This window comes from Chryseobacterium sp. FP211-J200 (assembly GCF_001643375.1).
Lineage (GTDB): Bacteria > Bacteroidota > Bacteroidia > Flavobacteriales > Weeksellaceae > Epilithonimonas > Epilithonimonas ginsengisoli.
Genome location: NZ_LSHB01000022.1, coordinates 63,673 through 82,390, shown reverse-complemented (window position 1 = coordinate 82,390; position 18,718 = coordinate 63,673). Strand labels below are relative to the sequence as shown.

Annotated in this window: 12 protein-coding genes; 1 reads left to right on the top strand and 11 read right to left on the bottom strand. The window is 37.5% G+C overall.

All coding sequences use genetic code 11. The features are described from left to right. Nucleotides 1–206 precede the first annotated feature (206 nt). Nucleotides 207–584, top strand: a complete 378-nt coding sequence (locus AXA65_RS07820) for a hypothetical protein (protein ID WP_131797790.1) — start codon at nucleotides 207–209, stop codon at nucleotides 582–584. A 3-nt stretch (nucleotides 585–587) separates the two neighbouring features. Here the strand turns inward: AXA65_RS07820 and AXA65_RS07815 are convergent, their stop codons facing one another. From AXA65_RS07815 to AXA65_RS07765, 11 genes are all read right to left on the bottom strand, one after another. Beyond that, nucleotides 588–1,436, bottom strand: coding sequence for a diacylglycerol/lipid kinase family protein (locus AXA65_RS07815; protein ID WP_063969562.1), 849 nt, complete (start codon nucleotides 1,434–1,436; stop codon nucleotides 588–590). A 129-nt stretch (nucleotides 1,437–1,565) separates the two neighbouring features. Further along, entirely contained in the window at nucleotides 1,566–2,015 is a 450-nt protein-coding gene (locus tag AXA65_RS07810) for a DUF6526 family protein (RefSeq protein WP_063969561.1), read from the bottom strand. A 1-nt stretch (nucleotide 2,016) separates the two neighbouring features. Then, nucleotides 2,017–2,802: an RsiV family protein gene (locus AXA65_RS07805; RefSeq protein ID WP_063969560.1), complete on the bottom strand. Its 786-nt coding sequence runs from the start codon at nucleotides 2,800–2,802 to the stop codon at nucleotides 2,017–2,019. Nucleotides 2,803–3,044: 242 nt separating this feature from the next. After that, on the bottom strand, nucleotides 3,045–4,979 hold the full coding sequence (gene gyrB / locus AXA65_RS07800; RefSeq protein ID WP_063969559.1) for a DNA topoisomerase (ATP-hydrolyzing) subunit B: 1,935 nt from the start codon (nucleotides 4,977–4,979) through the stop codon (nucleotides 3,045–3,047). Between the two features lie 241 nt (nucleotides 4,980–5,220). Beyond that, nucleotides 5,221–6,027 carry a hypothetical protein gene (locus AXA65_RS07795; RefSeq protein ID WP_063969558.1) on the bottom strand — a complete coding sequence of 269 codons (807 nt, stop codon included), beginning with the start codon at nucleotides 6,025–6,027 and terminating at the stop codon, nucleotides 5,221–5,223. Between the two features lie 121 nt (nucleotides 6,028–6,148). Then, a complete protein-coding gene (locus AXA65_RS07790) occupies nucleotides 6,149–7,576 on the bottom strand; it encodes a glutamate synthase subunit beta (RefSeq protein ID WP_063969557.1) in 1,428 nt (475 codons plus the stop codon). Then, complete coding sequence (gltB, locus tag AXA65_RS07785) at nucleotides 7,576–12,108, bottom strand: glutamate synthase large subunit (RefSeq protein WP_063969593.1); 4,533 nt, start codon at nucleotides 12,106–12,108, stop codon at nucleotides 7,576–7,578. The genes AXA65_RS07790 and gltB overlap by 1 nt, the downstream gene beginning before the upstream one ends. Before the next feature lie 531 nt (nucleotides 12,109–12,639). Next, a complete protein-coding gene (gene lysS, locus AXA65_RS07780; protein ID WP_063969556.1) occupies nucleotides 12,640–14,340 on the bottom strand; it encodes a lysine--tRNA ligase in 1,701 nt (566 codons plus the stop codon). 375 nt (nucleotides 14,341–14,715) lie between these two features. Then, on the bottom strand, nucleotides 14,716–15,639 hold the full coding sequence (rlmF, locus tag AXA65_RS07775; RefSeq protein WP_063969555.1) for a 23S rRNA (adenine(1618)-N(6))-methyltransferase RlmF: 924 nt from the start codon (nucleotides 15,637–15,639) through the stop codon (nucleotides 14,716–14,718). Then, entirely contained in the window at nucleotides 15,639–16,016 is a 378-nt protein-coding gene (locus AXA65_RS07770) for a c-type cytochrome (protein WP_063969554.1), read from the bottom strand. Before AXA65_RS07770 ends, rlmF begins: the two co-directional genes overlap by 1 nt. A 78-nt stretch (nucleotides 16,017–16,094) precedes the next feature. After that, a complete protein-coding gene (locus AXA65_RS07765; protein ID WP_063969553.1) occupies nucleotides 16,095–18,668 on the bottom strand; it encodes a T9SS-dependent M36 family metallopeptidase in 2,574 nt (857 codons plus the stop codon). Nucleotides 18,669–18,718: the final 50 nt, after the last annotated feature.

Below are 18,718 nucleotides of genomic sequence, written 5' to 3'. Positions count from 1 at the left end.
AAAATCTAAAAACAATCTTGTGAAAAAACTCATCAGTCTATTATCTATTACTTATATCATTTGGATTACATTCTATTGCGCAAGTAACATCTCCGCCAATCATTAAAAATCCTTTGCGAACTTCTGGAGGATTAACGGTAAGTTCAAAAAAAGATATTCTTCTGGAAAAGGAAATAGTCAATCTTTCAAAATTTAAGACTCTTAATTTGCAAAAAATCACACTGAAAGATTTGTCAGATAATACGACCGAAACTTCCTTGGGAATGATGATGGAATACGAAACTTTTGACCGCATTTCCAAAAAGACCTTGACCGTTGAGAAAAGGGAACTTCCAAAAATAATTCAGTCTTTAGAAAATCTAGCTCAAAAAGAAAATGAGAAAACTGTTGATTCCGAAAAGAAGTACAAAATTACGTTGATGAACAATATTGAGATTGGCGCAGTTTACAAGGAAAGTTTGAAAACTTGGGTCAATTACTACATATTTCCAACAGAATATTACAGCCACAGCGTAAATGAATTTAGCAAAGATGAGCTTAAGGATTTAATCAAACTTTTGAGAAATGCTGAAAAAGAATTGTAATTATCAAACCAAAATCCGCAAACTCTTGGGCAAAACCTTGATAGAAATCGGGGATTTTATCTTTTTGAATTCGCCGTCGATGTGCCAGTTTCTGGTGTTGACTTCGAAATCTATTTCTGAAACCGGAAGATACGTCACGTAATCGTCGTCCTTCAATCGTTTTGTGAACATCCTGAAAGCGAAAAATGGAGAATAGGTCAAAGGAAACTTCTTGACCAAAACCAAATCTACCAAACCATCACTTTTACTCGCCATCGGTGCAATGTATGCGTTGTTTCCGAACTGACGCGTGTTTGCAACATTTACCATTAAATAAGTTCCGTTGTACGGTTCAAATTTAGAATCGGAAAACTTGATCGTGATCGGTTTGTAATTGAAAAAAGTCTCGATGGAAACTTTGATGTAATTTTTGAAACCGCGATTGGTCTTTTCAAATTCTTTCACGACTTTTCCGTCAAAACCAGTTCCTGAAACGTTGATGGAAAAATGTTCGTTCACCATAAACGTATCGATTTCTTGGAATTTCTCATTTTTAATTTTATCTAATAATAAGGAGATATTTTTGCTGAAATTGGTTTCGTTGGAAAAGCCATTTCCTGAACCAGCTGGAAAAACGGCTAAAATCTTTTCTGAATGAATGAGTTTTTTTGCAACCGTAGAAATCGTCCCATCACCTCCAACTGCGACGAAAACATCAACATTATTCCAATTCTTATCAATGAAATCATCTGTATCTTTCAGAGATTTTGAAACCAGAAAAAGAAGATCTTCAACCTTTTTTGAAAGCTCGTCCAAAAAAGGCTGGTAATTTTTTTTCGCTGAAAATGGATTGATGATGAAGGCTACGTTCATAGGTTCAAAAGTAAAAATACTCTGAGGATTTCAGAGTATTTTGTTTATTTATTTTTAATGGAATTTTTATTTTATATGGCTTCGAGAACTTCAGCCTGACAATATATCAAACTTTTTCCTTAAAGGACATTATATTCTTTTATTATCAGCTTTCCAGTTTTTGATATTTTCTTTGATTTTTGAAGCTGACCAATCGTTTTCACTTGCTTTACTCATTAATTCAACTAAATCTTCGTCTTCTGAAAATCTGAGTGCAAAGATTTGAGAATCGGAAAATTGGTAAGGTAGACTTTCAAGTCTAGTGCCTGTCAAAGTGAAATATCGAAACTTAAATTCATTAATAATAATCCTATCCTGCAATCCCAATGCGTAATGCTGACGAAGCATAAATGACAAAACAATCATTAAGATAACAACGGCAGAAATTGCGCTCCAAATCCTAACAAAACCGCTATTATGATCAATATTAATAAACACTTGAAACAAAGAGATCACAAGTAATACTATAGAAATCGGATAAAAGATAAAGTGATGAAGCGGATAATATTTCTTGTAATTTTTCAGGTTTTGACTGCTCATTTTATTTGATTTTATATTGCTGGATAAATTCTGGTTTCAACTGGTCTTTGATGTCTTTGAAATTTAAAGTAATATAAACTACACCCGCTGCATACGCCGTAATCTCGTACTGATTGTAAACGAATGTGATTTTGTTCTGGTCAAAAAAGAAGTTGTTGTTAAGTTCAATTTTATCAACCAAAAGCATTTCTTTTTGCTCAGGTTCATCAAAATGATTTTGAAGAATCTTGTTCCAATTGACATCTGTCGGATTTTTGAAAATATCGTTTTGCGAAATCACTTTGTTATTTTTCAAATCAAACGTTTTATAACTTTCAAAATAATAGCCGTGTGCACCACCAGAATATCCGTCTCCGAAATATTGCAAAGTCAAAATATCGTTGTCATGGGAAACCAGCTTCATAGCAGAAGATTCTTCCCAAGTTTGTTTGGACTCTGGCATATAATCTTGAGATTCGTCTTTTTTCAAAGATGCCACTTTAAACTCCTCCAAAACGCTGGTCAAAGTCTTTTTAGAATAATCCTCGGATGTGATGTTGGCAGGTTTGTAAATACTGTCCAAAATGGTTTTGTTGGTGATATTTGGAAAGAGCAAAATTTGTTTTTCAAATGACAAAGTCAGGGTTTTTGCAACTTGAACTGAGTCTTGAACTCTTAAGGAATCGATGGCGAATTCTTTTTTGGTTTCTATGCAATCGGATTTCGTGTTGGAAACTTTTGTGTTTTCTGTTTTATTACAAGACGAAAGTAGAACTCCGAAAGATAAAATTGCGATTAAGTTTTTCATAACTATTTATTTTTAAATTATAAATTATTTGACAAAACGTATTTGAAGACCCAAACCCGCAGCCCGACTTGAACGGAAATCCTTTTTTGCTATACTTAACTTCAATTTATTCTGAAAACGTGAGCAAAAAAGATTGGGAGTGGAAGGCGGATAAAGCTGCCCTAAAAATCATATCAAACAATGTCCGGAAATACCTAACAAAAAACCTTCCAAAATTGGAAGGTTTGATTTATAAAAATGATTTAAACATCAATTCTTGCGTAAACCGCATTTTTCTCGATAAACTCTCTTCTTGGTGGAACCTCATCGCCCATCAACATTGAGAAAGTTGAATCTGCTTCTACAGCATTTTCAATCGTTACTTGTTTTAGGATTCTGTTTTCCGGGTTCAGGGTTGTTTCCCAAAGTTGTTCAGGATTCATCTCTCCAAGACCTTTATAACGCTGAACCTCAACACCTTTTCCGTCCGGACCCAATTCCAAAGTGAATTGTTCACGCTCTTTCTCGTTGTAAGCATAGATTTTCTTGTTTCCTTTCTTCAAAAGATACAAAGGCGGTTGCGCGATATAAATATATCCATTCTCAATCATCTCGTTCATAAAACGGAAGAAGAATGTCAAAATCAAAGTGGAGATGTGAGAACCATCGATATCCGCATCGGTCATAATGACAATTTTGTGGTATCTTAGTTTACTCATATTCAGAGCTTTGGAATCTTCTTCTGTTCCGACAGAAACACCAAGCGCTGTGTAGATATTCTTGATCTCCTCGTTGTCATAAACTTTGTGAAGCATTGATTTCTCAACATTCAAAATCTTACCTCTCAAAGGCAAAATCGCCTGGAAATGACGGTCACGACCTTGCTTAGCCGTTCCACCTGCAGAATCTCCCTCTACAAGGAACAATTCTGATTCAGCTGGGTCTTTGGAAGAACAATCGGACAGTTTCCCTGGCAATCCAGAACCACCCATTGGTGATTTTCTCTGAACCATTTCTCTCGCTTTCTTCGCTGCCTGTCTTGCTTTCGCTGCCAAAACAACTTTCTGAACAATGATTTTCGCTTCGTTAGGATTTTCCTCAAGGAAATTAGTTAGCATTTCGCCAACGATTTTATCAACCGCTCCGGAAACTTCGGAGTTACCTAATTTGGTTTTGGTCTGACCTTCGAACTGAGGTTCCATTACTTTTACCGAAACTACAGCAGTCAATCCTTCACGGAAATCGTCACCTGTAATCTCTACTTTTTCTTTTGCAGGAATTCCTAGGTCATCCGCATATTTTTTAAGCGTTCTTGTCAAGGCTCTTCTAAAACCTGCCAAGTGCGTTCCACCCTCGTGGGTATTGATATTGTTAACATAAGAGTGCAAATTCTCTGTAAACGACGTGTTGTAACGCATCGCCACTTCTACAGGAATCCCTTCTCTTTCGCTTTCCATAAAAATCACGTTCTCCATAATGGATTCGCGGTTTCCATCAATGTATTCTACGAATTCTCTAAGACCACCTTCCGAATGGAAAACTTCTGAATTGAAACTTCCGTCCTCGTTTGGATGTCTCTCATCAATCAAAGTAATCGTAATCCCTTTGTTAAGGAAAGACAACTCTCTAAGTCTGTTCGCCAAGGTATCATAGTTGTAAACCAATTCCTGGAAAATAGTTCCATCCGGCTGGAAGAAAACCTCGGTTCCTCTTTCAGCTGTCGTTCCGATTTCAGCCACGTCTGCCAAAGCTTTTCCTTCAGAATATTTTTGTTGATATAGTTTTCCATTACGGCTAACAGTTGCTATCAACAAAGTAGAAAGTGCATTCACACAAGAAACCCCAACGCCGTGAAGACCACCGGAAACTTTGTAAGAATCTTTATCGAATTTACCACCAGCTCCAATTTTGGTCATTACCACCTCAAGTGCAGATTTCTGTTCTTTCTCGTGAAAATCAACTGGAATCCCACGGCCGTTATCTTTTACAGAAATGCTTTCACCTTCGTGAATAGTCACTTTAATCGTGTCGCAATAGCCTGCCAGCGCCTCATCGATAGAGTTGTCCACTACTTCATAAACCAAATGGTGAAGACCTCTCACACCAACGTCACCGATGTACATTGATGGTCTCAATCTCACGTGTTCCATTCCTTCCAGGGCCTGGATGCTACTCGCTGTATATTCTTTTTGACTCATATTTTTTATATTAAAGACATAAGACTCAATCTTTCAAATAGTTAGCTTGAGAATATTTCTTTTTAATTTGTTAAATTCTTTTGTTAAAATGCTTACAAATATCGTGATTTTTTTCGAGATATGAAAGGATTAAATTGAGACTGAAAGGAGAAGTTTTTAACAAGGAAGCTTGGGAATTGTGTGAGGTTTTAAATGAAAAAAATCGAACCGTGAGAGTTCGATTTCTTATAACTCCAAAGAATTAGTGATTCAAACCTGAGGATATTCTATTTTTTGCCCAAATGCTGTATTCTGTCTCTTTTCCTTTCGATTCAACATACTCAAGACCTAACATTTCCAAATCTCCTAAGGCAAAACCATATTCCATAAGTATCGTTTTTGCATAAGGAGAATTTTTCAACTCATCAACCCTATGCAACCAATCATTATACCTGTAAGCACCTCCAAAACCATAATGATGAAAATCATTTTTATCTTTAAATAATAATAATTCATTAAATAATTCTCTCGTAAGCTCAATGGTCTCTTTTATATCTTGCTTATTCTTATTACTAAAATTTTCAGCTTCAGAAAAACTATTATTAATTATATCATTATCTAGATTAGAATTATTATTATCTCCACTAAAAGTAAACACAAAAAATAAGATAATTGCTACCGCAACAAGAACAGTTTTCTCTAAAGGACTAAGAGACCAACTTTTTTGATTATCAGAAAACTTATATTCAGAATCAATATTTTTTATTTTATTTTCCTTTAGAATTTCTTTTTTATGGATTGCCATTTTTTCTGAAAGCAATTTGAAAAATTTATTTACCACAAAACCTTCTCCATATGAAACTCCATCCAAATTGTTTACCTCAGTTGTAATACTATTTTTACGAATAATTGTTTCACATTGCAAATTTTGACGTCCATAAATGTAAGTCCACTGTATTTTCGAATTTTTTACAGAAACAATTACACCACCATTTTGCTCAATTAATTGTTGAATGACAGCTTCTAAATTTTCTAGCTTACCTTCTATTACAAAAGTCTTTTTTACCATAGTCAAATTGAAAATACTAATTTAATACAACAACTAAAATAAACTTTACGGTTTTCCATAATTCATAAAAAAATCGAGCTAAAAAAGCCCGACTAATAAAATTAACATACTATAAACAGTTCTAATCACCCAAAAACTCATCCACCTTCTGCGCACATTTCCTTCCCTCAGCAATTGCCCAAACAACCAAACTCTGCCCTTTTCTCGCATCGCCACAAGAGAAATATTTTGTTTGATTGGTCTTGAATTCTTTATCGTTTCCGATGAGATTTCCTTTCGGGTCAAGCTTGATATCCAAATCTTCCACCAAACCTTTGTGCTCAACGTGCGTGTAACCTAAAGCGATGAAAGCGAGGTCACAATCGACAACAAATTCTGAATTCGGTTTTTCTGTGTAGAGATTCCATTTTCCGTCAGCATCTTTTGTCCATTCCGCTTCTACGAGACGAATTCCAGTAAGGTTTCCATTTTCATCTTTCACAAATTCTTTGGAATTGACGGACCATTTTCTATCTACTCCTTCCTCGTGAGAAGACGTGATGTGCAAAGTCATCGGCATTGTTGGCCAAGGCATTGTTGCGTCACGTACGGTTGGTTGCATTGGTTTGTAATAGATTTGATACACGACTTCCGCGCCTTGACGGTTTGAAGTTCCGATACAATCCGAACCAGTATCGCCACCGCCAATTACAACGACTTTTTTACCTTTTGCATCAATATCTTTTTCATTAAACTGAATTCCACTGACTTTTTTATTGCTTTGAGAAAGATAATCCATCGCAAAATGAACACCTATTGCATCACGATTCGGAATCATCAATTCCCTCGGAACCGTACTTCCCAAAGCGAGAACAACTGCATCGAAATTCCGATTGAGTTCTTCCACAGAATAATTGACACCGACATTGACATTCGTTTTAAATTCAACTCCTTCTTCTTTCATCCATTGAACACGGCGTTCTACGATATTTTTATCCAGTTTGAAATCCGGAATTCCAAACCTTAATAAGCCACCAATTTCAGGGTCACGTTCAAAAACCGTGACTTGATGTCCCATTTGATTTAATTGATAAGCCGAAGCTAAACCTGCAGGCCCAGAGCCAACAACCGCCACTTTTTTCTCCGTTCTGAATTTCGGAATAATTGGTTTAGCAAATCCTTTCTCGAAGGCAATTTCGATGATATTTTTTTCAACTTCTTCTATCGCAACCGGAAGACTATTGATTCCCAAAACGCAAGCACCTTCACAAGGCGCTGGACAAATTCTTCCAGTAAATTCAGGGAAATTGTTGGTCGAAATTAACAATTGATAAGCCTTTTCCCATTGCTCCTTATAAACCGCCTCATTGAATTCCGGAATCATATTCCCAAGCGGGCAACCACTTTGACAAAACGGAACGCCACAATCCATACAGCGCGCCGATTGCTTATGAAGATAATCTTCGGAAATCGGTTTGTAAAATTCTTTATAATGCTGAATCCTTTCTTCCACAGGAAGTTTCTTCGGCAACTCTCTATCGTACAATAAAAATCCGTCTGCTTTTCCCATTATTTCAATTCATTTATTTTATTTTCAATCGCTTTTTTATAATCTCTCGGGTAAACCTTAATAATATGTTTCAGATTATTTTCGAAGTCACTTAACAAGTATGAAGCAAGTTCACTATTTGTCATTTCGAAATGTTCTTTAATCAAATCATTAACAATCGATTTATCACCTTCCGTAATTTCCTCCAGATTCGCCATATCAGGGTTAAAATTCTCTTCCAACGAACGCTCAATATCCCAAACATAGGCAATTCCACCACTCATTCCTGCCCCAAAATTCCTTCCGACGCCACCAAGAATCAACACCGTTCCGCCAGTCATATATTCGCAACCGTGGTCACCGACGCCTTCTACAACGGCAGTTGCACCGGAATTCCGAACCGCAAAACGTTCACCTGCCATTCCGGAAACAAAGATTTTCCCCGAAGTCGCACCGTATAAAGCGACATTTCCGATGATGCTATTTTCGTGCGCTTTGATGACAGATTCTTTATCGTGATAAATTGCCAGTTTAGCTCCCGAAAGTCCTTTTCCGAAATAATCATTCGCATCGCCTTCGAGAATCATCGTGATTCCCTTGTTGCAAAATGCACCGAAACTTTGTCCAGCTGTTCCTTTAAAATTGAATTTCAGAGAATCCTCAGGCATTCCTTCTGAATGATATTTTTTGGTCAATTCGTGAGAGAGAATTGTTCCGACAGTTCTGTCCGTATTTTTAATATTAAAATTAGCTTCCGCAGTTCCATTTTCTTCAATCGCCAACTTTGAAGCTTCCAACATTTTCCAGGAAAGCGAATCGTCGATTCCGTGGTCTTGAGTTTCATTTTTAATAATTGGTAAATCCGTTTCAGGCTTGAAAAGAATTGGACTTAAATCAATGTTTTTATGTTTCCAGAATGAGATATCTTTTTTCGTGGTCAAACATTGGGATTGCCCTACCATTTCGTCAATCGTTCTAAATCCTAAGCTTGCCATTATCTCTCTAACTTCCATCGCCAGAAAAGTAAAATAACTAACCAAATGCTCCGGCTTGCCTTTGAACTTTTTCCGAAGCTCTTCATTCTGAGTTGCGATACCAACTGGACAAGTATTGAGATGACATTTTCGCATCAAAATACAACCTTCCACAATCAGTGCAGATGTGGAAATCCCCCATTCTTCTGCACCGAGTAAAGTTGCGATGACGATATCGCGTCCAGTTTTAACCTGACCATCAACTTGAACAGTGACGCGCTGGCGAAGTTTATTTTTAATTAAAGTCTGTTGCGTTTCCGCCAATCCCAATTCCCAAGGCAAACCTGTATGTCTTGTCGAACTCAAAGGAGAAGCACCAGTTCCGCCATCATAACCAGAAATTAGAATGTGGTCGGCTTTTGCTTTTGCAACACCCGAAGCAATTGTTCCTACGCCCGCTTTTGAAACCAATTTGACTGAAATTCTTGCGTGGCGATTGGCATTTTTCAAGTCAAAAATCAATTGCGCCAAATCCTCAATCGAGTAAATATCGTGATGCGGTGGTGGCGAAATCAACCCAACGCCTGGCGTAGAATGTCGGGTTTTTCCAATCCATTCATCCACTTTGAATCCTGGCAATTGTCCACCTTCGCCCGGCTTTGCACCTTGCGCCATTTTGATTTGAATCTCTTCAGCCTCGGCTAAATATCTCGCCGTAACTCCAAATCTACCAGAAGCAACTTGTTTAATTGCCGAACGCATATCATCTCCATTTTCATTAATGGTATAACGATTTTCATCTTCGCCACCTTCACCCGTATTGCTTTTTGCACCAATTCTGTTCATTGCAATCGCGAGTGTTGTATGAGCTTCCCAGGAAATCGAACCAAAAGACATTGCGCCAGTTGCAAAACGTTTCAAAATATTTTCTAAAGGTTCAACTTCTTCAATCGAAATGGCTTCCCGGTCATTTTTGAAATCCATCAAACCTCTTAACAATGAAGCTTTCTCGGATAATTGATTGACAGTTCTTGAATATTTTTTGAATAAATCATAACGGTCAGTCCAAGTGGCCTGTTGCAAAAGATGGACAGATTGCGGATTGAACTGGTGATATTCATTTTCCGGTTTCCATTGATAGATTCCGCCTGGCTCCAATACTTTTTGTGGAAGTTTTGTCCCAAAAGCATTAAAATGTTTTACCAAAGCTTCTTTGGCAATTTCGTCAAAACCAACGCCATTGATTCTGGAAATCGCGCCAGTAAAGCAAGTATTAACAACAGCTTTATCAATACCAATGATTTCAAAAATCTGCGCACCGTGATAAGATTGCAAAGTTGAAATACCCATTTTGGAAAATATTTTCAACAATCCATCACCGACCGCTTTTTTGTAATTGTATTTTAATTGGTCAAGGTCAGTTTCTTTACCAAATTCATTCTTATGAAACATCTCTCTAATGCTCGCCAAAGCCAAATAAGGATTGATAGCTGTAGCCCCGAATCCCAGCAAAGCTGCAAAATGATGAACTTCCCAAACATCGCCCACTTCCATCACCAAACCAACTTTTCTGCGAACACCCTTACGAATCAAATGATGATGAACAGCCGAACAAGCCAAAAGTGAAGGAATCGTCGCGTGACCAGAATCCATCGAACGGTCCGAAAGCACAATCACTTCAAAACCGTCGTCAACAGCATCTGTTGCGTAACGGCAAATCCTGTCAATCGCTTTTCTTAGATTTCCATCTTTTCCGTCAGCTTTGAAATACGTATAAATTGTTTTCGACTGGAATTTTCCTGTATCAACGCTTCGAAGTTTCTCTAATTGTTCATTATTAAGAATCGGGTTGTCCAGTTTTATAGAATGGGCAAAGTTTTTATCCTCCTGCAAAAGATTTCCGCTTCCGCCGATAATCGTCGTGAGAGACATTACCAACTTTTCACGGATCGGGTCAATTGGTGGATTTGTAACCTGAGCAAATAATTGTTTGAAATAAGAACTGAGATGTTGCTGTTTTTCACTTAGAACAGCCAATGGTGCATCGAAACCCATGGAGCCAATCGGTTCTTTTCCGAGTTCTGCCATTTCTTTGATAACAACATCCAAATCTTCTCTGGAATAGCCGAATGCTTTTTGATATCGAAAAATATCTTCCGACTGTAACTTATTGAAACGAATTTTAGGACTTGGTAATTCGTTGATATTGATATTCATTTTATCAAGCCAATCTCGGTAAGGTTGTGAGGTACAGATCTCTTTCTTCAGTTCTTCATCGCTGACAATCTCGCCTTTTTTCATATCAACCAAGAACATTTTTCCAGGTTGGAGACGACCTCTTTTAATTACTTTTTGAGGATCAACAGGCAAAGCACCAGATTCTGAAGCCATAATCACGCGATCATCCGAGGTCACACAATATCTTGAAGGCCGAAGTCCATTTCTATCCAAAGTGGCGCCGATAATATCGCCATCAGTAAACGAGATGGAAGCCGGACCATCCCAAGGCTCCATCATACAGGCGTGGAATTCGTAAAAATCTTTTTTGTAAGGATCCATTTGGTCGTGACCATCCCAAGCTTCCGGAATCAACATCATCATCGTATGTGGCAACGATCTTCCTGAGTGATAAAGCAACTCGACCATATTGTCCAAATAAGAAGAATCCGATTGGCCAGGTTTTGTGATCGGCAAGATCATATCCATTTCCTGTGCTGTGAAATTGGGACTTTCGAATGTTTTTTCGGAAGAACGAAGCCAATTGAGATTTCCGCCAATCGTATTGATCTCGCCATTATGCGCTAGAAATCGGAAAGGCTGCGCCAAACTCCAAGTAGGATTTGTGTTTGTAGCAAAACGGGAATGCACCATTCCAAAAGCGGAACGAAGTCTCGGATCCGTGAGGTCTTTGAAATAATTTCGAATCTGGACAGAACGCAATTGTCCTTTATATATCAATTTTTTGCAAGAGAATGAAGCGACATAGAAACCAATCGGATCATTGCTGGTCACGCTCATGATTTGATGCGAAATGTAATTTTTGAAAACAAAGAGTTTTCTTTCCAAATCTTTTTCAGTTTCCGTATCGTACGGGCGTTCGACAAAAAGCATTTCCATTACAGGCTCGACACTTTTCGCTAAATCTCCAAGATCCAAATTATTGACAGGAACCGGACGATAACCTAAAATTTTAAGACCTTGTTTTTCGGCAGATTGCTCTATAATTTCTTTACATTCCTGTCTAATGAAATTGTTCTGTGGAAAGAAAAGCATTCCGAGTCCATAATGACCTGGCTCGGGAAGGTCGATTCCGTAATTGAGTGCTTCATCGTAGAGTAGCTCGTGCGGAATTTGAAGTTGGATCCCCGCGCCATCACCAGTATTACTTTCGTAACCTGTTGCGCCACGATGCTCCATATTTTCCAGCATTGTAATTGCGTCGCTGACGATTTTGAAACTTTTGACACCTTTGATATTAGCCACAAAACCAACTCCGCACGAATCGAATTCTGTTTCGGGTAAATAAACTCCTTGATTTTTTGGATTTGAATTTTGAGAAATTTCCTTAGCTCTTTTCATCTTCATTCTTTTTGGATACTATCAAATTTAATGAAAAAAGAAAGAAAAATGATTTTAAATTACCAATTCAGTAATTATATAAAACATAATTAGAATAAAAATCAATAAAATAACATAATTTTTATCAATAGTTTACATTAATTTAATATTAAACTATGATTTGTTAAAATTAAATTAACATTGGAATTAATTAAACACTTGAAAATCAATGCATAAAATTAAAATCTATTTTTAGATTAAGTAAAACTTAGATATAGAATCCACAGAAATAGAATTAGTTCAGAAAAACTATTTTAATTCAAACATACCCTATCAAATACGAAGTAAAAATTTTATAAATTAATTTATTTAAGAAATCACTGTAATTTTACAATAGTAGATACTAAATAAAACAGAAATTGAAACCTTAATACAATGATGTTGCGAAAACGACTAAAATTATTAATTCGTTACACAAATTAAAATATTAATACTTAATTAATAAAAAACCCTACTTTTAAAAGTAGGGTCATCAATATTTTTAAGAAATCATTAAACTAATTTCATCCACAAAACGTCATCAATCTTATCCACTTTCACCAAGTTATTCTTAGTTAAAGTTTTAGAAGCCTTGTCCCATTTCTTTCCGGACAATTGAGAACGAGTTTTCACTTCGTTAAGTTCAAATGGCGCTTCTTGAGAGCCTAGAACTTCTAGTATTACTTTTTCATCTTCTCCCAACTCTACTTTTGGAACCACTTTTTCTGGCCTCATTTGAGGGAAGAAAAGAACTTCCTGGATGGATGGATTATTGGTGAGGAACATGATCAATCTGTCCATCCCGATTCCCATTCCTGAAGTTGGCGGCATTCCGTATTCCAAAGCTCTCAAGAAATCCTCATCGATGAATTGCCCAGCTTCATCATCGCCTTTTTCGGCTAATTTCAATTGATCTTCGAAACGTTCTCTTTGATCGATCGGATCATTCAATTCAGAATAAGCATTTGCGATTTCTTTACCGCAAACCATAAGTTCGAAACGTTCCGTCAAACCATCCTGACTTCTGTGTTTTTTGGTCAAAGGTGACATTTCTACTGGATAATCGGTAATGAAAGTTGGCTGAATAAAGTTGCCTTCACATTTTTCACCAAAGATCTCATCGATCAATTTCCCTTTACCCATTGTTTCATCAACTTCAATTCCGATAGATTTTGCGAAGTCGAATAATTCCTGCTCAGACTTTCCAGTGATATCAAAACCGGTATATTTTTGGATAGCTTCTGTCATAGAAACTCTTGCATAAGGTGCTTTGAAATCAATTTCTTGGTCACCAAATTTGGCTTTCGTAGTTCCGTTCACTGCAATTGCGCAATGCTCTATCATTCTTTCTGTGAAATCCATCATCCAGTAATAATCTTTGTAGGCAACATAGATTTCCATCACTGTAAATTCCGGGTTGTGCGTTCTGTCCATCCCTTCATTTCTGAAGTTTTTTGAGAATTCGTAAACACCGTCAAATCCGCCGACAATGAGTCTTTTCAGATATAATTCGTTAGCAATTCTTAGGTACAAAGGAATATCTAAAGCATTGTGATGCGTAATAAAAGGTCTTGCCGCAGCACCGCCAGGAATAGCCTGTAAAACAGGAGTTTCAACTTCAATATAACCAGCATCGTTGAAAAACTGACGCATTGCAGTGTACATTTTTGTTCTCTTAACGAAAGTTTCTTTAACGTTAGGATTCACGATCAGATCTACATAACGCTGTCTGTAACGCAATTCTGCATCGTTGAACGCATCGTGCACTACGCCATTTTCGTCAGTTCTTGGCTGAGGAAGTGGACGAAGTGTCTTGGTCAAGATCTGAAAATTGGTCACCTTAACAGTCATCTCACCAACTTGTGTGTTGAACAATTCACCTTCCACGCCGATGATGTCACCGATGTCAAGAAGATGTTTGTAAACCTCGTTGTATAAAGTTTTGTCTTCACCAGTACAGATCTCGTCCCGGTTAAAATAAACCTGGATCTTGCCTTCGGAATCCTGCAATTCTGCAAAACTTGCCTTTCCCTGAATTCTTCTGGACATCAATCTCCCAGCAATCACTACCTTTTTCCCTTCTTGGAAATTCTGTTTTATAGATTTTGTGGAATCGGTGATTTTGTATTCAGCGGCCGGGAACGCATCTATTCCCAGGTCGGTCAGTTTTTGCAATTTTTCGCGACGGATAATTTCCTGTTCTGATAATGACATTTTAATTCAATTTTTTGGAATTGCAAAAATAGTGATTTTAAAATGTTTATGGAAGTTAAATTTTGGATGAACCACAAAAGGCACAAAAGAAAACTTATTGGATTTTTTTGAACGCAAAGTCCGCTAAGTTTTTTTTGAACTTATTGAAACTATTTTGAGTTTTTTTGCGTGCACCATACGTTTCACTTACGGCTGCTGAGATTAAACCCTTGGGGTTTTGAAGCGGAATGACAAAATTGGATGTTATGCAAACTGGTGATTTGTACCGAAAACTGCAGCCCGACTTGAGTGGAAATCCTTTTTTGCGGCTGGAAAAGCTAGGGCAAAAAGATTGGGAACGGAAGGCGGAAAAGCTGCCCAAATTTTTTTATTAATCTAAAACCAATCTTTCCTTCTTTCTGTCGGGACAAATGACCAAGCCAAGATCCGGCTGATCTTTTGACCTTGTGCCATATCGATGGTTTTGAATTCTGGGACATTCAGGTTTTTAAGCAAAGTTGTCAGCTGGTGGAGGTTGTCTTTTTTGGAAACCAAAGTGGTAAACCACAAAACCTGCGACTTGAACTGGATACTTTCGTTGATCATTTTCTTGATGAAAGCCTCCTCGCCACCTTCGCACCAAAGCTCTGACTGGTTTCCGCCGAAGTTGAGAATTGGTTTCTGAACTTTGTTGTTTCTAAGATTTTTGGTTTTTCTGCGATTGCCTTGCAATGCGTCTTCGGCAGATTCATGGAAAGGCGGATTGCACATTGAGAATGTGAATTTGTCTTCTTGCGAAAGTATATTTTTAAAGATAAAATCAGAATCTGGTTGGAATTTCAAATGAATATTTTCTGATAAATCTGGATTGCTGTCCAAAATCTTCTGTGCGTTTTCCAGAGAATCCTTGTTAATATCGGTTCCCAAAATTCCCCAACCGTACGAACTATTCGCAATCAAGGGATAAACGAGATTGGCGCCAGTTCCTATATCCAAACCTTTCACTGAATTTCCTGTTGGAATCTCGCCATTTTCTTCGGCTAATAAATCTGCCAAATAATGGATGTAGTCTGCGCGACCAGGAATCGGCGGACAAAGATTACCCTCCGGAATGTCCCAATCTTTGACATTGTAATATTTCAAAAGTAAGGCTTTGTTGAGTAATTTCACGGCTTGTGGAAGACTGAAATTAATCGTCAACGTATCGTAATCATTTTTGAAAACGTAATGTTTGAGTTCGGGAACTGCGACAATCAATTCTTCGAAGTCGTAAGAATTTCGGTGGATATTTCTGGGGTGAAGGCTGGATTTTTCGGTCATTATTTTGAAGATAAAATGTATTGCGCCATAAACTTCGCATTCTCCTTACTGAATCCGTGCGCTGGCATTGGAACATCGCCCCAAACGCCAGAACTTCCTTTAATGATTTTGTCTGCCAGCATTTCTACATTTTCTGGTGTATTCTCATATTTCTCAGCCACTTCTTTGTAAGATGGCCCAATCAACCTTTCGTCCAATTTGTGACAGCCAAGACAATCAGAACCTTCTATCAGAGATTTCCCTTCTGCGATCGGGTCGGTAACCACTTTTGGTTTTGGATTTTCTTCTTCAACAATGACATTTTTATTTCCTGAGTTTTCATTTTTGGAGCACGAGAATATTATAAAAGATAACATTACTATAAAAGTCCTTTTCATTTTCAAATTTTGTCCAAATATAAATAAAAAAGACATCCTTTGCAGGATGTCTTTGTATGATAATTATTAAGGAAACAACTATTTTTTGATGATCACCTTTTCACTGAAATCAACACCAAGCCCTGAACCTTTCACGAGATAAACCCCGTTTGGCAACGAACTAACATTAATTACACTATTATCCGAAAGATTAAGATTATCTTCCAAAACTAATTTTCCAGAAGCATCATAAATCTTGACTAAAGTTTTTCCTAAAGTAGTTGAGCCACTTTTGATATGAATTTCGTTTTTAGCAGGATTTGGATAAACAACGAATTTATCTTTCTGAACGTCAGCAACCGCAAGGTTACAATCTGCAGGAACTGTGAAATCCTCAACCTGATCATTCATACCTGTTCCCGTTCCAATAATGGATCCAGCAGAAGCGTTGACACCTAAACCTCTTTTTGCAAAGACATTCCATATTAAACATCTATCCGCACCCCCAGTCGTAGCCTGGTCTGCAGCAATGATCGCATCTCTACCTTTTACAAATGTCGGATTACAACCTTGTAATTTAAGACCATCCATCACCAACTGAAGTACACGTCCGCTTCCTGAGCTAGGTGCAGCTACTACGTCTGATGCATAACCGTATTTCTCTACCATTTTCCAATGTAGGTCCCAAAGCATGGTTGCCCATACAAAACCAACTGAATGGACGTTGACATAAGTAACACCACTCGAAACATAGGTCATTCCGTTTGTATTACCATAGGTATAACCATTAATTTCTGTATCTGGAGAATATTGAACAGGCCTGATACCACCCCCATTGGTCTGCTCATCAATAGCAAAAGTTCCAATCCCTCTTGGCACACCTGCATTATCACCAGGACGATTGGTCAACATCAATGCAAAGAAATCTGACCATCCTTCGCCCATTTGCTCATTATCAGAACTTGTACTAAGGCAAGAATATCCATTACCTGTATTTCTGTTGGAGATACCGTGAGCATACTCGTGGGCAACAATCCCGTTATCCAAACTACCATCCACCCAGATACTTTCGTCTTTGATATTCACATTAACGACAGTGCTTGCAGCCAACTTTGACTTTATCAATTCACCTTCCACATTTTCCATGAGAACACCCGGAATTGTTATGGATGCATCTGTACCACCCATATTACCAACTGCAGGAGAATTGGTTGCATTATATACAATCACACCAATAGCTCCTTTATTTTGTGCATTTTTAAATTTGACCACAAAATCACAGTCTCCTCGTTCTATCAATGCAATCTTGCCTGTCAGGTTAGTATTACTAAGTGTTGTACAGCCTTTTACAGGATCAACAAGAGCAACATCTGCAGTTACAGGACTTGTAGAAATAGCTGGCCCGAATTCTGAATTAATACCGACAACAGGATTTCTCCCAACTAGATCAGAAGGAGAATTGTATGATATATAGCTTTGAGATTTGGGTCCCCAAAGATACATCTGCATTCTTGGTACACCTCCATCTGCCGGGGTAGAGAAATTGGCATTATCTGTTCCTCCACCATCGCGAGCTTCTGCTCTTACGTAGTCATTACCTGCACCACCTTTTCCAAAATTATTCATTTGAAAATTTCTTGCAGATTCTGTAAATCCATACTTATAAAAGATATCATGCATCTTATTGTTCATATAGAAGAGCTGAGTGATTGCGCCATTCGTATATTGTGCTGGCGGCGTATTGATATCCAAAGGAAAATCAAAAACCCTGCTGCTACCACCTTCGGCTACATCACCTACAGAATTTGTATTGTTGTAATCTGTGTAGGCATAAGCATTGTTACCTCTGGTGTAAGTATAGTGGTTTGTTCCATCAGAATGCCAACCTTCTGGCGAGGAATCCAATAACCAAGGATTTGACACCACTGTTCTTTCTCCAAATGTTGGCGCTTCTATTGGCAATTCAAAAACTCTGTACGATGCATTGTCGGGTGCTAATATTTTGTTATCGGTCTGTGACAATGCCGTTTTCTGTTCAGCTTTAATGTTAGCAATTCTTTCTGGACTTGTGTAAGAATGGGTATCAAATTTACAAGACACTAAAAGATTGTTTTTTTCCAAGATCTCACCATTGCTTGCGTTTACAAGCACATTCCAATAGTTACTGCTGTCTGCCTCTTCAAAGTTAAGTTCGTAAGCCAATATCAATTGGTTATCTTTCTGATAATAAACGACCTTGCTTTGGATGCTATTTTCCGTACCAGCTTCGAAGGTATATTTTCTGCTGTTTTTAAGCTTCAGGTTTTTTAGCATAGAATCAAATGCGGCTGAACTTGATATTCCCGCATTTTTTGAACTAACTTTTGCAGAGGAAACATCAGAAAAATTGTCTGATAAATAAGCAACCTTATTATCTTTTACCAGTGCAGATGAAATCGCATTGAAAACAGGAATCCCATCATAAGTCTGTTGTACATTGACAACAGTTCCTTTCAAACTTTCTGACTTATCAGAATTCATTACCTTTATCTCAGTTGCTGTGAACTTATTATATTTTTGATTTGCAGAGATATAACCTTTGACAACAGACTCATAATTCTGAGCCTGAATAAATGAGAACGCAAAAAAAGCGGCAATTGTAATTCCGCGATTGAGAGAGTTGATCTTCTTCATATTTACTATTTTTATTAAACAAGCTACTAATTTAGCTATTTCATAATGAA

Bases quoted from the DNA above. Each gene is read 5' to 3' on its own strand.
- AXA65_RS07815 (WP_063969562.1), bottom strand. From the start codon at position 1,436: ATGAACGTAGCCTTCATCATCAATCCATTTTCAGCGAAAAAAAATTAC.
- AXA65_RS07810 (WP_063969561.1), bottom strand. From the start codon at position 2,015: ATGAGCAGTCAAAACCTGAAAAATTACAAGAAATATTATCCGCTTCAT.
- AXA65_RS07805 (WP_063969560.1), bottom strand. From the start codon at position 2,802: ATGAAAAACTTAATCGCAATTTTATCTTTCGGAGTTCTACTTTCGTCT.
- gyrB (WP_063969559.1), bottom strand. From the start codon at position 4,979: ATGAGTCAAAAAGAATATACAGCGAGTAGCATCCAGGCCCTGGAAGGA.
- AXA65_RS07795 (WP_063969558.1), bottom strand. From the start codon at position 6,027: ATGGTAAAAAAGACTTTTGTAATAGAAGGTAAGCTAGAAAATTTAGAA.
- AXA65_RS07790 (WP_063969557.1), bottom strand. From the start codon at position 7,576: ATGGGAAAAGCAGACGGATTTTTATTGTACGATAGAGAGTTGCCGAAG.
- gltB (WP_063969593.1), bottom strand. From the start codon at position 12,108: ATGAAAAGAGCTAAGGAAATTTCTCAAAATTCAAATCCAAAAAATCAA.
- lysS (WP_063969556.1), bottom strand. From the start codon at position 14,340: ATGTCATTATCAGAACAGGAAATTATCCGTCGCGAAAAATTGCAAAAA.
- rlmF (WP_063969555.1), bottom strand. From the start codon at position 15,639: ATGACCGAAAAATCCAGCCTTCACCCCAGAAATATCCACCGAAATTCT.
- AXA65_RS07770 (WP_063969554.1), bottom strand. From the start codon at position 16,016: ATGAAAAGGACTTTTATAGTAATGTTATCTTTTATAATATTCTCGTGC.
- AXA65_RS07765 (WP_063969553.1), bottom strand. From the start codon at position 18,668: ATGAAGAAGATCAACTCTCTCAATCGCGGAATTACAATTGCCGCTTTT.